Below are 14,131 nucleotides of genomic sequence, written 5' to 3'. Positions count from 1 at the left end.
CGTATGGAAAGCGGTTTATAGCGCCAGCAGACGCTCGACGGACGGCGCGAAGTAGTAGCCGCCGGTGACCGGTTTGGTGAAGCGCAGCATGGCGTCGCGCTTGCCGTCGGTATCGCCGAACATGCTCAGCAGCTGCTGTTCAATGTTATGCAGGCGCGCGCAGTAGGCGCAGAAGTAGAGGCCGTGCGTACCGCTTGCGGTACCGTACGGCAGGCTCTGGCGGACAATCTTCAGCCCTTTGCCGTCTTCCTTGAGGTCAACGCGGGTCAGGTGCGAGGTGACCGGACGGTCATCGCCGTCGATCTCTTCGTTAGCTTCTTTGGTGCGGCCAATCATCATCTCCTGGTCGTGCACGCTCATGCGGTTAAGCTGCTTGAGGTTATGCTCCCAGCGCTGCACGAACACGTAGCTTCCGCCCGCGTCCACGCCGTCTTTGATTACCGCGACTTCACGACGCGTCTCTTCACCCGCCGGGTTTTCGGTTCCGTCGACAAAGCCGCTCAGATCGCGCTCTTCGACCCAGCGGAAACCGTGAACCTCTTCCTGCACCTCGATGCTGTCGCCAAAGGCCGCCACCGCCGCCTGCGCAACCGAGAAGTTCACGTCGTGACGCAGAGAAAGGATGTGGATCAGCACGTCGTACTGGGTCGCAGGTGCAAGGCCTTTGCCGTAAGGAATGAAGTCCTTCAGCTCTTCTGCCCCTTCACCGCCGCTCAGCTGACGCCAGACGTTATTGCCAAACGCAACAACGGCGCCGAGGTGGGCTTCCGGGAATTTGGCCTGGAAGGTCGCCAGTTTATCAATAAAAGCTTTGCTGGCCGCACGCAGGGCATCCACGTCCCCTTTGACATTGGCTTCAATCCAAATCGCCGCGCGGCAATGTTCTGGCAAAATGCCACTCTGAACCTGAGACATCGCTCCTCCTGAAATAAAGATGCCACGTCAGCGTGGCATTGATGGCGGCTATTATACCCGGATTTCAGCGAGGCGGTTTGTTCAGACGCAAATTACTGCTTCCAGAGTATTTTGCTCACCTTCCAGCTCTTCAGGGTGTCGTCAGACGGCATCAACCCTTCCGGGCCGCTCCAGGTGCCGGTAAAAACATAGCTGATGTGCTGGCTGCCTTCCGCCTTACACTCCACCGCCACTTCATCGTCGGATGGCACTCTGGTGCAGTTGCCAAAGGCCTGCTTATAAAGATCGCTAAACGGCGTCCCGACCTTCACGCCGCTGGCGGTCGGAATATCTTCATCCATCACCGCGATCCGGTTTACCGTGCCTTTGTCACCGTTGATCGCCAGCGCCAGCTTGTCGCCCTTCAGCGCCTCGTAATAGCGAACAATATTGCCATTCTCTGTTTTCATGCCGCTGCGCAGGCGGTAGTCACTGCTGAGCGCATCCTGAATAGCATTCTGATCCAGCGCCGTCGCGGCGGTAATTTTCCCCACGCCCTGCTCGGTCACTTCCGTTGATGAGCCAAACCAGTTCCACGGATACGCGGCAGACCAGTTAATGGAGGAGAGCGTCGAACAGCCGGTCAATGCCAGCGGAAGAGCGCATAAAACTAAACGCAGCGATTTCATTGAAACGTCCTTACGTGTTAAATCAACGCTTGTTGGAGTGCGACATCGGCAAAAAGTGCCGGATTAATCATCCTGAGGCACAAAACAGGCGCGAAGGCGCGGGTTGGTCAGCAGCCACAGCAGCGCCACGATATCGGCAACCACCAGCGCAACGCCGATGCCCGTCAGCGGTTCACCGTACCACCAGAGTACCGGCTGCCAGAAGAGCAGCGCAATTTGGGCAAGGATCAGCAGCCCGCGAAGGGCGCGCCACAAGCGCGGGATTACGTGCCGCCGACCGCTGCACAAGAAAGCCACCACCGCTGGTACGCCCGGCAGCAAGCCGAGCCAGAAGGCATCGTGATCGGGATAGAAGAGCGTCAGCAGCGTGTCGCCCTGCCCGCGCGACGCAGCGGCCATTACAAACAGCACCCAGGTGCGGGCCTGAAGCAGCAGAACGCACCAGAATAAAAAGGGCAGCCTGACGCGACCCTGCGCGTCATAATCTGCCGGATGGATCTCAGTACTCTTCATCTTCGATGAGACGCTTTCCTAAATTCAGCACGTCAGCGTGTACGTAGCCCAGGCGTTCATACATGCCCAGCACCACGTCGTTATCTTCCCGCACCATGATCTGGATTTTCGGACAGCCGCGGGCAATCAGCTTCTTCTCGAGCCGGTTGAGCAGCGCATTGGCAATACCGCGACCACGGTATTCCGGATGGACGCCCAGATAATAGGCCGAGCCGCGATGGCCGTCATAACCGCCCATCACCGTCCCCACAACCTCGCCATTGACTTCCGCAACCAGAAACAGACTGACGTCGTGATTCACCTTACGTTCGATATCCATTTCCGGATCGTTCCACGGACGCAGCAGATCGCAGCGCTCCCAAAGGGTGATCACCTCTTCGAAATCTTCCTGGCGAAAAACGCGTATCTCCATGGTATTAACCGCCTTTTCGGGTTTAAAAACAGTGATTATGGCGCGAACCACGCCTTTAGCCAATAACCGGGGAAAATCTCGCCAAAATTTGGCATAATGTCACTTTGTCACGTATTGAAATGAAAAGTAAAACAATTCTCAATAAGGACTGTCGTAACGCTAAACGCGATACGATATAACACCAGGACCCCATTTTTTAGTATTCAGGCCGCATGAGCACATTCAAACCATTAAAAGCACTCACATCGCGTCGTCAGGTTCTCAAAGCGGGGCTGGCGGCCTTAACGTTAACGGGCATCGCAAAGCAGGCTCAGGCAAAAGACGAGAGCACGCTTAAAACCAGTAACGGACACAGCAAACCGAAAACCAAAAAGCCGGGCGCAAAGCGCCTGGTGATGCTCGACCCGGGCCACGGCGGTATTGACACCGGCGCCATCGGCAAAAACGGGTCGAAAGAAAAACACGTCGTGCTGGCGATTGCAAAAAATGTGCGGGCGATTTTACGCAGCAACGGCATTGACGCGCGTCTGACGCGCTCTGGCGACACCTTTATTCCGCTGTACGATCGCGTAGAGATCGCCCACCAGCACGGGGCGGATCTGTTTATGTCGATTCACGCGGACGGCTTTACCAACCCCTCTGCCGCCGGTGCCTCGGTGTTTGCGCTGTCCAACCGCGGCGCCAGTAGCGCCATGGCAAAATACCTCTCCGACCGCGAGAACCGGGCGGATGAAGTCGCCGGGAAAAAAGCCACCGACAAAGACCACCTGCTACAGCAGGTGCTGTTCGACCTCGTGCAGACGGATACGATCAAAAACAGCCTGACGCTCGGCTCGCACATCCTGAAGAAGATTAAGCCAGTGCATCGCCTGCACAGCAGGAGCACCGAACAGGCGGCGTTTGTGGTGTTGAAATCACCGTCTATCCCGTCCGTGCTAGTGGAAACCTCGTTCATTACCAACCCGGAAGAGGAGCGACTTCTCGGCACCACGGCGTTTCGTCAGAAGATCGCCAACGCCATCGCCTCCGGCATTATCAGTTACTTCAACTGGTTTGATAACCAAAAAGCGCACTCCAGGAAACGCTGATGAAACCCAATGCTCAACTGGTCAAAACCTTTCTGCTGCAGCTGCAGGACGAAATTTGCCAGAAACTGGCCGCCGCTGACGGCGGAGAATTTCAGGAAGACAACTGGCAGCGCGAAGCCGGCGGCGGCGGGCGTAGCCGCGTGCTGCGTAACGGCGGCATCTTCGAACAAGCGGGCGTGAATTTTTCCCACGTTCATGGCGACGCGATGCCCGCGTCTGCAACGGCACATCGTCCCGAGCTTGCGGGCCGCAGCTTCGAAGCGATGGGCGTTTCGCTGGTGGTGCATCCGTACAATCCGTTTGTGCCGACCAGCCATGCCAACGTGCGCTTTTTCATTGCGGAAAAAGCGGGGGCCGATCCGGTCTGGTGGTTTGGCGGCGGTTTCGACATGACGCCCTACTACGGCTTCGAAGAGGATGCCGTGCACTGGCACACCACCGCGCGGGATCTTTGCCTGCCGTTTGGCGAAGACATTTACCCGAAATTTAAAAAGTGGTGCGATGACTACTTTTACCTGAAGCACCGCGACGAGCAGCGCGGCATCGGCGGGCTGTTCTTTGACGATCTTAACACGCCTGATTTTGATACCGCATTTAGCTTTATGCGCGCGGTGGGCGAAGGCTATACCGACGCGTACCTGCCCATCGTCGAACGCCGTAAAGACACCAGCTATGGCGTGCGCGAGCGCGAGTTCCAGCTCTACCGTCGCGGGCGCTACGTGGAGTTCAACCTGGTATGGGATCGCGGGACGCTGTTTGGCCTGCAGACCGGCGGGCGCACGGAGTCGATTCTGATGTCGATGCCGCCGCTGGTTCGCTGGGAGTACTGCTACGAGCCAAAAGAAGGCAGCCCGGAGGCTGCCTTGAGTGAGTTCCTTAAAGTACGCGACTGGGTTTAACTGCCGGATGGCGCTGCGCTTATCCGGCCTGCTCAACCTGTAGGTCGGGTAAGCGAACGCGCCACCCGACTCACAAGGCTTACAGCGGCTGCGTCTGCGCCTCAACCACCGCCAGCGCCACCATATTCACGATACGGCGTACGGAGGCAATCGGCGTTAACACATGCACCGGCTTCGCCACGCCCATCAGCACCGGTCCTACGGTCACCCCTTCAGAGCTGGAGACGCGCAGCAGGTTGTAGCTGATACGCGCCGCCTCCACGTTCGGCATAATCAGGATGTTCGCCGATCCCTTCAGCGGGCTGTCCGGCATACGTTCGTTGCGGATGCTCTCCACCAGCGCCGCATCACCGTGCATTTCCCCGTCAATCATCAGCTCCGGCGCGCGCTCGCGCACCAGCGCCAGCGTCTCACGCATTTTGCACGCCGCCGCTGATTTGGACGAACCGAAGTTAGAGTGCGACAGCAGCGCCACCTTCGGCTCGATACCGAAGCGGCGCACGGTCTCGGCGGCCATCACGGTGATCTCCGCCAGCTCGTCCGGGCTCGGATCGTCGTTAACATAGGTGTCAGCGATAAAGGTGTTCCCGCTCGGCAGCAGCAGGGCGTTCATCGCCCCGGCGGTATGGACGCCGTCGCGATAGCCGAAGATCTCCTGCACCACGCTAAAGTGCTCGTGGTAGTCGCCGATGGTGCCGCAGATCAGCGCATCCGCCTCGCCGCGATGGACCATGATCGCGCCGATCACCGTCGTGTTGCTGATGACGGCTTTCTGCGCCTGCTCCTGGGTGATCCCCCGGCGCTTCATGATCGCGTAGTATTCGCTCCAGTACTCTTTGAAGCGCGGATCGGATTCGTTGTTGACGATCTCGAAGTCGACGCCCGGCTTAATCTGCAGGCCCAGCTTCTGGATACGCATTTCAATCACGCTCGGACGACCAATCAGGATCGGTTTCGCCAGGCCTAAGGTGATCAGCTCCTGGGTGGCGTGCAGCACGCGCGCCTCTTCCCCTTCCGCCAGCACCACGCGCTTCGCGTCGGCGCGCGCCTGAGAGAAGATCGGCTTCATGAACAGGTTGGTTTTATAGACAAACTCGGTGAGCTTATCGACGTAAGCGTCGAAGTCTTCAATCGGACGCGTCGCCACGCCGGAATCCATCGCCGCTTTTGCCACCGCAGGGGCAATTTTGACAATCAGACGCGGGTCGAACGGTTTTGGAATGATGTAGTCCGGGCCAAAGCTCAGATCCTGATCGCCATAGGCTGAGGCAACCACTTCGCTCTGCTCGGCGTGCGCCAGCTCCGCGATGGCGTGAACGGCGGCAAGCTTCATCTCTTCATTGATCGCCGTCGCGCCGACGTCCAGCGCGCCGCGGAAGATGAACGGGAAGCAGAGCACGTTGTTTACCTGGTTCGGGTAGTCGGAACGCCCGGTGCAGATAATGGCGTCTTCACGCACCGCTTTCGCCAGCGGCGGCAGAATTTCCGGCTCAGGGTTCGCCAGGGCCAGGATCATTGGCGCGCGCGCCATCTTCTTCACCATCTCCTGGGTCAGCACTTTCGGACCCGAGCAGCCGAGGAAGATATCCGCGCCGTCAATCACGTCCTCAAGCGTGCGCTTGCCGTCGTCTTCTACCGCATACGCCGCTTTGGTTTCCGCCATGTTCGGCTCGCGATCTTTGTAAATCACGCCCTTGGAGTCGCAGACCACAATGTTGTGTTTCTGCATACCCAGCGCCACCAGCAGGTTCATACAGGCGATGGCCGCGGCGCCAGCGCCGGAGACCACCATGCGCACGTCGGAGAGATTTTTCTCTACCACGCGCAGGCCGTTGAGAATGGCGGCGGTGCTGATAATGGCCGTTCCGTGCTGGTCGTCATGGAACACGGGAATGTTCATACGCTCGCGCAGCTTCTGCTCGATATAGAAACATTCCGGCGCTTTGATGTCTTCCAGGTTGATCCCGCCGAAGGTCGGCTCCAGCGCGGCCACCACGTTGATGAATTTGTCAGGATCGAGCTCGTCCACCTCGATATCAAACACGTCGATACCGGCGAATTTCTTGAACAGCACCCCCTTGCCTTCCATCACCGGCTTACCGGCCAGCGCGCCGATGTTACCGAGCCCCAGTACCGCCGTGCCGTTAGAGATCACGGCAACAAGGTTGCCGCGCGCGGTGTATTTATAGGCCGCCAGCGGATCTTTTTCGATCTCCAGACACGGGGCCGCCACGCCCGGCGAGTAGGCCAGCGCCAAATCGCGCTGGGTCGCCAGCGGCTTGGTTGGGGAGACCTGAATTTTGCCCGGGACAGGGAACTCGTGAAAATCGAGGGCACTCTGTTTCAACTGCTCATCCATCTTATTTTTCCTTTCACGTATCGGTCAAAAGGGTGACGAAAACGATCCGGTTGCACACCCTGGTGTGCCGCCTAGTATCGCCTCAGGCCGCCTCCTAAACTTTGAAGGCTGCCAAACTCTCACCATCACACATTAAAAATTGTTATCAATTTATAACAGCCATGTTACCCGTCTCAAAAGCAATGCCTCCCCCGTCTGCTATGCTTTTTTGTTAAGTCCATCATGATTTTCTCAGAAGTGTGAACTAACGCACTCAGCTAACGCTTTTATTTCCAAGGAGTAATCATTTATGAACCAGCTAGACGGCATCAAACAATTCACCACGGTGGTCGCAGACAGCGGCGATATCGAGTCGATTCGCCACTATCAGCCGGAGGATGCGACCACCAACCCTTCGCTACTGCTCAAGGCAGCCGGGCTTACCCATTTTAGTCATCTGATTGATGACGCCATTGCCTACGGAAAACAGCGCGGGAAGACGCAGGAGCAGCAGGTCGCCGAAGCCAGCGACAAGCTGGCAGTTAATTTTGGTGCGGAAATTCTTAAAAGCATTCCGGGTCGCGTCTCGACTGAAGTTGACGCCCGCCTCTCGTTCGATAAAGAAAAGAGCATCAACAAGGCTCGCCGCCTGGTGGAACTCTACCAGGAGCAGGGGATCGATAAATCACGCATTCTGATCAAGCTGGCGTCGACCTGGGAAGGCATCCGCGCGGCAGAGGTGCTGGAAAAAGAGGGAATTCACTGCAACCTGACGCTGCTGTTCTCCTTTGCCCAGGCGCGCGCCTGTGCCGAAGCGGGCGTGTTCCTGGTGTCACCGTTTGTTGGCCGCATCTACGACTGGTACCAGGCGAAACAGCCGATGGATCCGTACGTGGTGGATGAGGACCCGGGCGTGAAATCGGTGCGCAATATCTACGACTACTACAAACAGCATCGCTACGAAACCATCGTGATGGGGGCCAGCTTCCGCCGTACCGAGCAGATCCTCGCCCTGGCGGGCTGCGACCGCCTGACCATCTCCCCTAACCTGCTCCAGGAGCTACAGGACAAAGAAGAGACGGTCATCCGCAAGCTGATCCCCACCTCTACCGTTCTGCCAAAACCGAAAGCCATGACCGAAGCCGAATTCCGCTGGGAGCACAATCAGGACGCCATGGCCGTGGAAAAACTGGCGGAAGGTATCCGCCTGTTCGCCGTCGACCAGCGCAAACTTGAAGATCTTCTCGCTGCCAAACTTTAACCTTGCCACGGAGTGAACTATGTCCCGTAAAGAGCTCGCCAATGCCATCCGCGCCCTCAGCATGGATGCCGTGCAGAAAGCCAATTCTGGCCATCCCGGCGCACCGATGGGCATGGCCGATATTGCCGAAGTCCTGTGGAACGACTTCCTGAAGCACAACCCTAACGATCCCACCTGGTACGATCGTGACCGCTTTATTCTCTCCAACGGCCACGCCTCGATGCTGCTCTACAGCCTGCTGCACCTGTCCGGTTACGATCTGCCGCTTGAGGAGCTGAAAAACTTCCGCCAGCTGCACTCCAAAACCCCGGGGCACCCGGAGATTGGCTATACGCCGGGCGTGGAAACCACCACCGGGCCGCTCGGTCAGGGGCTGGCAAATGCGGTCGGGCTGGCGATTGCCGAGCGTACGCTGGCGGCACAGTTCAACCAGCCGGACCACAAGATTGTCGATCACTACACCTACGTGTTTATGGGTGACGGCTGCCTGATGGAGGGGATTTCCCATGAGGTCTGTTCCCTGGCGGGCACCCTGGGGCTCGGCAAGCTGATTGGCTTCTACGATCACAACGGCATCTCCATCGACGGGGAAACCGAGGGTTGGTTCACCGACGACACGGCAAAACGCTTCGAGGCCTACCACTGGCACGTGGTGCACGAGATCGACGGCCACGATCCTGAGGCGGTGAAAAAAGCGATTCAGGAAGCGCAGAGCGTGAAGGACAAACCGTCCCTGATTATCTGCCGCACGGTTATCGGCTTCGGCTCGCCGAACAAGGCGGGCAAAGAAGAGGCGCACGGCGCGGCGCTGGGTGACGAAGAAGTGGCGCTGACCCGGCAGAAGCTGGGCTGGAAATACCCGCCGTTTGAGATCCCGAAAGAGATCTACCGGGCGTGGGATGCCCGTGAAGACGGTGAGAAAGCCCAGCAGGCCTGGAACGAGAAATTCGCCGCCTACAAAAAAGCGTACCCGGAGCTGGCCGCCGAGTTTTCCCGGCGCATGAGCGGCGGTCTGCCGGAGGACTGGGACGATAAAACTCAGGCGCTGATTGAAAACCTGCAGTCCAACCCGGCAAAAATCGCCACCCGTAAGGCGTCGCAAAACACCCTGAATGCGATTGGCCCTCTCCTTCCTGAGCTGCTGGGCGGCTCGGCGGACCTGGCACCGAGTAACCTGACCATCTGGTCGGGCTCGAAATCGCTGAAGGAGGATATTGCCGGGAACTATATCCACTACGGCGTGCGCGAGTTCGGGATGACCGCGATCGCCAACGGCATCGCCCACCACGGCGGCTTCGTGCCCTACACCGCCACCTTCCTGATGTTCGTCGAGTACGCCCGTAACGCGGCGCGCATGGCAGCGCTGATGAAGGCGCGGCAGATTATGGTCTATACCCACGACTCCATCGGTCTGGGAGAAGACGGCCCCACCCACCAGGCGGTTGAACAGCTGGCGAGCCTGCGCCTGACGCCAAACTTCAGCACCTGGCGCCCCTGCGATCAGGTCGAAGCGGCGGTGGGCTGGAAGCTGGCGGTAGAACGCCATAACGGCCCGACGGCGCTGATTCTGTCACGCCAGAACCTGACGCAGATTGAGCGCACGCCGGAGCAGGTGAAAAACATTGCCCGCGGCGGCTATATCCTGAAAGACAGCGGCGGCAAGCCGGACGTGATCCTGATTGCGACCGGTTCCGAGGTGGAAATCACGGTGAAAGCGGCGGAAAAACTGACCGCCGAAGGCCACGCGGTGCGCGTGGTGTCCCTGCCCTCAACGGATATCTTTGACGCCCAGGACGAGGCGTACCGGGAATCGGTGCTGCCCTCTAACGTCGCGGCGCGCGTGGCGGTGGAGGCCGGTATTGCCGACTACTGGTACAAGTATGTCGGGCTCAAAGGGGCGATTGTTGGGATGCGGGGCTACGGTGAGTCCGCCCCTGCCGACAAGCTGTTCCCGTACTTTGGCTTTACCGTTGAGAACGTGGTAGAGAAGGCGCTGAGCGTGATTTAGTGCGGTCTGCGTTGCCGGGTGGCGGCTACGCCTTACCCGGCCTACAAAACCACCAAACCGTAGGCCGGGTAAGCGACAGCGCCACCCGGCAAAAAGCTATCGCGTGATCCACAGCGTGGGCCAGGCGTCTGGCCCATTCCAGTTATCACAGCTGGGTTCCTCGGCATAGCGCACCAGGCGGAAACGCTGGCCGTCAAACCGCCAGCGCGTCTGGATCCCACAATCCCCCATACCGCGCCCCAGCGAGAGCGTGGTCAGCTCACGCGTCTTTTCATCAAAGCTGGCGTTCATCAACTCGATTTCGCTGCTGTCGCCTGACGGCGTAAACGGCAGACGCAGCCTCACGCTGCGGGCAGAGAACGGTTTTTTACGTGACACCAGCCACGCCAGATCGACCGTGTTATAGGCCCCCGCCTCGCAGCTGACGATCAGCAGCGCTTTGTCATCGGTTAACGCGGTGACGCGCACTTCGCGACGGTTAGGATCCAGCGAACACTGGCTGCTGTTCATCCTGCCGGTACCATAATCCAGCAGATCGTTCAGTTCAGCGTGAGAAAGCGGTGTTGGGGTAGGATTAACGATCGCCACCTTTTTCAGGGCAGGTGCGGGCGGCACGCTTAACGGCGGATCGTCACCTTTCTTGATCCACGCGGTTTCGCTGCCAACGCGCTTTTGCTGGGCATCAATGAACAGCAGCGCGGCTTTCAGACCGGCCAGTGAAATCACCTGCTTACCGCCTCGCAGAGTCAGGGCTTTTCCTTCCTGGATGTTTTTCAGAAAGGCGGTGATGGTGGCCGCATCGTCCGTTTTCAGATGCCAGGGGGTGAGCTGCCAGCGCTGTTTGTCGAGCTTCAGGGGAACATTATCCAGCAGCAGCCGCGGGGCAATATCCGGCTCTTTCACGGAAGGCGTATCAAGACCGCCGAGATCGATACGCAGCGTGGCATCCGTTTTCGCCCCGGCGCTCCGGGTGAGCGTCATGACCAGACCGCGGTGTTCGCCCGTGTTGCGGGCAAGGCAAAAGTTCTGGTTATTGCAGGTCACCTGCCAGTCAGAGAAGGCTTGCTGCGCGGGTGCAGCCCGCACCTGCGGCGCGAGGAGCACACAAAACAGGGAAAATAAAAAAACGCTGTAGCGCATGAATGACACAATCCCGGAACGAAAACGCATAACAGGGCAGTATCTTCGTGTTCCCGCCGGGGTTGCTCAATCGGATTTATCAGATATACCTGAAAAACAGGCTATATCCGTTCGAAAGGGGTGTTCATCAGCCCGGTTGTCTGTAAATACTGCAGCAATATCACCGCTTTACCATCCCTGATTTCGCCTGAACGCACCATCTCCAGCGCTCGGGCAAAAGGAAGCTCCAGCACGTCGATATCTTCATCCTCTACGCCACCGCCCCGGTGCGTGCGCTGTGCGTCGCTGTATTCAGCAATGAAGAAATGGACAATTTCCGTCACGCCGCCCGGGGACATGTACAGCTCGAAGACCTTTTTGACCTCGCCCACTTCAAAGCCGGTCTCTTCGACGGCCTCTTTGCGGATACAGACTTCCGGCTCATCGTCATCGAGCAGGCCCGCGCAGGTTTCAATCAGACGTCCGTCAGGATTGCCATTGACCCATGTTGCCACCCTGAACTGCCGGATCAGCACCACGCTCTGCTTTTCACGGTTATAGAGCAGAATGGTTGCTCCGTTACCACGGTCATAGACCTCGCGCTTGTGGCGGATCACTTCACCGTTGTTACGTGTAAGATCATAGGTGATGTTACGCAGGACAAAGTAGTTTTCAGAGAGAATTTTGTCTTTGATAACGTCAATTTTCAGGGTCATACGGGCTCCACGGCACAATGAGTCGTCCTATACTACGCCGTGAATCCCGCTTTGTCGTCCGCCGGATTAATGATGTTGTGGTACATCCACTCCCAGCCAGTCGAGTATCCCCTGCGCGGCATGACGCCCTTCCGCCATCGCGGTGACGACCAGATCCGCGCCGCGTACCGCATCGCCCCCGGCGAAGATCTGCGGGTTGGTTGTTTGATAACGGTAGCGGCTCTCGACCGAGGCCACGATCCGCCCCCAGTCATCCGTTTCGACACCCTGCGCCTGCAGCCACGGCATCGCGTGCGGATTAAAGCCAAACGCCATGATGACTGCATCCGCGGCCATCACAAACTCGCTGCCCGCCACCGGAACGGGCCGACGACGCCCCTGCGCATCCGGCTCACCGAGCGCGGTACGCAGCATCCGGATACCGTTGACCTTACCGTTCGGATCCAGCGTCAGCTCAACCGGCTGGACGTTAAACTCAAATGACGCCCCCTCTTCTCTGGCGTTCTGCACCTCTTTCTTCGAGCCCGGCATGTTGGCCTCATCCCGACGATAGGCGCAGGTGACCGTCGCCGCGCCGTGACGTAACGCCGTGCGGACGCAGTCCATCGCGGTATCGCCTCCGCCCAGCACCACCACGTTCAGGCCACGGGTGTCGATGAACGGCTCGCTGGCCGTTGCCTCCAGCCCCATAACATGACGCGTGTTGCCCACCAGGAAAGGCAGCGCGTCGTAGACCCCTGGCGCATCCTCGTTCGGGATACCCGCCTTCATCGAACGATAGGTACCCACGCCAATAAACAGGGCATCGTTATCGCTCTTGAGCTGCGACATCGACACGTCCTGGCCCACCTCGCAGTTCAGCTCGAAGCGGATCCCCATCGCGGTAAAGATCTCTCTGCGCCGGGCGAGCAGCGATTTATCGAGCTTAAATGCCGGGATGCCAAAGGTCAGCAAACCGCCGATCTCCGGATGCCGGTCATAGACCGTCACGCTCACGCCGCGGCGCGCCAGCACGTCGGCGCACGCCAGCCCGGCGGGCCCCGCGCCGACAATCGCGACACGTTTACCTGACGGCGTGACGGCGGACATATCCGGCCGCCAGCCCATCGCCAGCGCCCGATCGGAGATGTAGCGCTCGATGTTGCCTATCGTCACGGCCCCCGCCGCGTCACGAAGCGTGCAGGCGCCCTCGCATAACCGGTCCTGCGGGCAGACGCGACCGGTAATTTCAGGTAAACAGTTGGTCTGATGAGAAAGCTCGGCCGCGCCGGTGATATCCCCCGCGTTGAGGCGCTCAATCCACTGCGGGATGTGGTTGTGAAGCGGGCAGGTCCATTCGCAAATGCTGTGCTCTCCGCACTTCAGGCAGCGCGACACCTCGCGGGCGGCCTGTTCGGCCCGGAACGGCAGGTAAATTTCGTTAAAATGGCCCACGCGCTCTGCGCCAGCCAGCTTGTCGGGCTCGCCGCGGGGCGGGGTCGTTTGCATCTGCTGCAGTTTAGTACGCGGCGCGTCCACGCTGACGGCCTCGGCACCATGCCAGGGCTGCGCCTCCAGGCAGGCCGTGCGCTGTCGGCGCGATTTCGCCAGGTTTTCCAGCGCGGCGGGCGTCGCCAGGGTGAGGACATCCGCCGGGCAATTTTCGATACAGGCCGGGCCGTGTGGACGCGTCAGACAGAGATCGCATTTATTCGCCGAGGCCTTCACGCTGCCATTGTCGAGCGGAGTGACGATAATCTCCATCGTGCCAAACGGGCAGGCCACTACGCAGGCCTTACAGCCGATGCATTTTTGTTGATTCACCTGTACGCTGTCATCGCATTTGCTGATGGCGCCGTTCGGGCAGCTTTGCGCACAGGGTGCATTTTCGCAATGATGACAGGTCACGGGGTGGCTCTTCTCGCCGGATCTCAGGACCGTGATACGGGGATGAAAATGGCGCTCGCTCAGGGCATGCTGCTCACCGTTGTGCGCCATCACGCAGGCGACTTCGCAGGCGCGACACCCAATGCACTGCTGGCTGTTAGCCATAATAAAACGATTCATAACCACACCTGTTTTTGGTTCAATAACCTTTCTCTTTATAAGAGTATGGTATTTACGCATCACGGTGCGTTCGGGCAATGTTCAAATGCCTGAAGCGCCCAATTATTTCCAGTGAACCTGTGGCAGATCAATTTTATTCAGAGAGCCG

General features: G+C 58.8%; 12 protein-coding genes. 4 read left to right on the top strand and 8 right to left on the bottom strand.

What is annotated here, in order from left to right; genetic code table 11:
- Positions 1 to 15 precede the first annotated feature (15 nt).
- From ACVCAM_RS13840 to ACVCAM_RS13825, 4 genes are all read right to left on the bottom strand, one after another.
- A complete protein-coding gene (locus ACVCAM_RS13840) occupies positions 16 to 915 on the bottom strand; it encodes a Dyp-type peroxidase (RefSeq protein WP_023294250.1) in 900 nt (299 codons plus the stop codon).
- Positions 916 to 1,007: 92 nt separating this feature from the next.
- Complete coding sequence (locus ACVCAM_RS13835) at positions 1,008 to 1,583, bottom strand: RpoE-regulated lipoprotein (protein ID WP_407223540.1); 576 nt, start codon at positions 1,581 to 1,583, stop codon at positions 1,008 to 1,010.
- 63 nt (positions 1,584 to 1,646) lie between these two features.
- Complete coding sequence (locus tag ACVCAM_RS13830) at positions 1,647 to 2,096, bottom strand: DUF2919 domain-containing protein (RefSeq protein WP_023294251.1); 450 nt, start codon at positions 2,094 to 2,096, stop codon at positions 1,647 to 1,649.
- A complete protein-coding gene (locus tag ACVCAM_RS13825) occupies positions 2,083 to 2,508 on the bottom strand; it encodes a GNAT family acetyltransferase (protein ID WP_008501614.1) in 426 nt (141 codons plus the stop codon). The genes ACVCAM_RS13830 and ACVCAM_RS13825 overlap by 14 nt, the downstream gene beginning before the upstream one ends.
- 212 nt (positions 2,509 to 2,720) lie before the next feature.
- On the opposite strand from ACVCAM_RS13825, the gene amiA reads away from it, so the two are divergent.
- Together amiA and hemF are read left to right on the top strand one after the other, a co-directional pair.
- The gene (amiA, locus tag ACVCAM_RS13820) at positions 2,721 to 3,596 is read left to right on the top strand and encodes an N-acetylmuramoyl-L-alanine amidase AmiA (protein WP_008501615.1); all 876 of its coding nucleotides are present in this window, start codon (positions 2,721 to 2,723) and stop codon (positions 3,594 to 3,596) included.
- Positions 3,596 to 4,495 carry an oxygen-dependent coproporphyrinogen oxidase gene (hemF, locus tag ACVCAM_RS13815; protein ID WP_023294252.1) on the top strand — a complete coding sequence of 300 codons (900 nt, stop codon included), beginning with the start codon at positions 3,596 to 3,598 and terminating at the stop codon, positions 4,493 to 4,495. Before amiA ends, hemF begins: the two co-directional genes overlap by 1 nt.
- Positions 4,496 to 4,574: 79 nt before the next feature.
- Here the strand turns inward: hemF and maeB are convergent, their stop codons facing one another.
- Positions 4,575 to 6,854 (bottom strand): NADP-dependent oxaloacetate-decarboxylating malate dehydrogenase, encoded by a 2,280-nt coding sequence (gene maeB, locus ACVCAM_RS13810; protein ID WP_008501617.1) that lies wholly within the window; start codon positions 6,852 to 6,854, stop codon positions 4,575 to 4,577.
- Positions 6,855 to 7,143: 289 nt separating this feature from the next.
- Here maeB and tal point away from each other — a divergent pair, with 289 nt between their 5' ends.
- Positions 7,144 to 8,094 (top strand): transaldolase, encoded by a 951-nt coding sequence (tal, locus tag ACVCAM_RS13805; RefSeq protein ID WP_008501618.1) that lies wholly within the window; start codon positions 7,144 to 7,146, stop codon positions 8,092 to 8,094.
- A gap of 19 nt (positions 8,095 to 8,113) precedes the next feature.
- Entirely contained in the window at positions 8,114 to 10,102 is a 1,989-nt protein-coding gene (gene tkt / locus ACVCAM_RS13800) for a transketolase (protein WP_023294253.1), read from the top strand.
- A gap of 96 nt (positions 10,103 to 10,198) precedes the next feature.
- On the opposite strand, the gene ACVCAM_RS13795 is transcribed toward tkt, so the two are convergent.
- From ACVCAM_RS13795 to aegA, 3 genes are all read right to left on the bottom strand, one after another.
- Positions 10,199 to 11,242, bottom strand: coding sequence for a DUF1176 domain-containing protein (locus ACVCAM_RS13795; protein WP_045335351.1), 1,044 nt, complete (start codon positions 11,240 to 11,242; stop codon positions 10,199 to 10,201).
- 101 nt (positions 11,243 to 11,343) lie between these two features.
- The gene (gene nudK, locus ACVCAM_RS13790) at positions 11,344 to 11,937 is read right to left on the bottom strand and encodes a GDP-mannose pyrophosphatase NudK (RefSeq protein ID WP_025912781.1); all 594 of its coding nucleotides are present in this window, start codon (positions 11,935 to 11,937) and stop codon (positions 11,344 to 11,346) included.
- A 66-nt stretch (positions 11,938 to 12,003) separates the two neighbouring features.
- Positions 12,004 to 13,983: a formate-dependent uric acid utilization protein AegA gene (aegA, locus tag ACVCAM_RS13785; protein ID WP_046091485.1), complete on the bottom strand. Its 1,980-nt coding sequence runs from the start codon at positions 13,981 to 13,983 to the stop codon at positions 12,004 to 12,006.
- Positions 13,984 to 14,131 lie beyond the last annotated feature (148 nt).

The sequence above is a fragment of the Enterobacter sp. CFEC122 genome (assembly GCF_052983755.1).
The sequence above is the reverse complement of the archived record's forward strand: the minus strand, read 5'-3'. Positions and strand labels throughout refer to the sequence as shown.